The sequence below is a fragment of the Stenotrophomonas sp. YIM B06876 genome, assembly GCF_030711595.1.
In the GTDB taxonomy this organism is placed as follows: Bacteria; Pseudomonadota; Gammaproteobacteria; order Xanthomonadales; family Xanthomonadaceae; genus Stenotrophomonas.
Genome location: NZ_JAUJUJ010000384.1, coordinates 1 through 769, shown reverse-complemented (window position 1 = coordinate 769; position 769 = coordinate 1). Strand labels below are relative to the sequence as shown.

Here is a 769-nt window from a genome sequence, read left to right as displayed (position 1 = left end):
AAATCGACCACCACCGGAATCTGGCTGCGGGCGATGTGGCGCTCGAAACTGGCCGCGTCCAGCGCCAAAGGCGTGCCCGTGAACAGCGGCTGGTGGCAGCTGCCGCAATCAGGGCTGCTTTCCAGCTGGGCCGCCTGCACGCGGTTGGTGGTGTGGCAGTGCGGGCAGACGATGTGCAGGGCTTCGGACATGGCGGAGGATGGAAGTGGAACTCTCTGGCACATCGGGCCACGCGCTGGGGAATTCAAGCCATGGCGAACCGGCGCGCACGCGACGCTGCCTGGCCCGGAAACGAAAAGCCGCCGGGATTGCGGCGGCTGGCCTCATACCGAGTTGCACAATCAGAGCGAGAACAAGGCGCGAAGCCTGCGATCAGTGCTATAGCACGGCAAGGGCGAAGCGGCGCCGTTATCGCTTTGAGTGGGACTCGGCATCAATGCANAGAACAAGGCGCGAAGCCTGCGATCAGTGCTATAGCACGGCAAGGGCGAAGCGGCGCCGTTATCGCTTTGAGTGGGACTCGGCATCAATGCACGAATAGCGCAATCAGGATGATGATGGGAATTGGGACGCCAAGGAAGAAAAGCAGCAAGGAACGCATGGCGGTCTCCTGTCAAGGTTGAGAAATTGCAATTCGCGGATCACAGATCGCGCCGGCGCCCGCCGAAGGTGGCGGCCAGGCTGGCGGTAAAGGCGCCGATCAGCAGCGAGATGAACAGCCACAGCGTGCTGTAGGCCGAGGCCTTGCGGGCCTGGTCCGCAGCCGCCT

At 63.0% G+C, this 769-nt stretch carries 1 pseudogene; it reads right to left on the bottom strand.

From position 1 onward, the window contains the following. Window positions 1-191, bottom strand: a pseudogene (locus QZH66_RS17455) (thiol reductase thioredoxin); the annotation flags it as partial. Window positions 192-769: the final 578 nt, after the last annotated feature.